1 protein-coding gene is annotated in these 264 nt (G+C 31.1%); it reads right to left on the bottom strand.

Annotated features, from left to right (window positions below; genetic code table 11):
* Positions 1–188: IS110 family transposase (locus tag FC37_RS08460; RefSeq protein ID WP_005721242.1), on the bottom strand; the 188-nt coding region annotated here is incomplete at its 3' end.
* Positions 189–264: the final 76 nt, after the last annotated feature.

Genomic DNA, 264 nt, shown 5'->3' with positions numbered 1-264 from the left:
CTGCGTGAATAAACACCGGTAGCTTCAAAAATAATTTGTGGATGTTTAGAAAAAGCGGTTAATTCATGAAGCAATTGAATAAAACCAGGACGATTATTAGTAATGGTTAGTTCATTTTTGCTTTCACCAATTAGTTCACAAACAGTAGAAGTAGACTTGCTTACATCAATTCCAAAAGTAACTTGCATAATAAAAACCTCCAAAACTTAGTAGTAAAACGTATTTACTTAAGAAATCAGATCTAATTTTCTAAACTCGACATCT

The organism is Lactobacillus gallinarum DSM 10532 = JCM 2011 (genome assembly GCF_001434975.1).
GTDB lineage: Bacteria > Bacillota > Bacilli > Lactobacillales > Lactobacillaceae > Lactobacillus > Lactobacillus gallinarum.
This window is presented reverse-complemented; position numbering and strand designations above follow the sequence as displayed.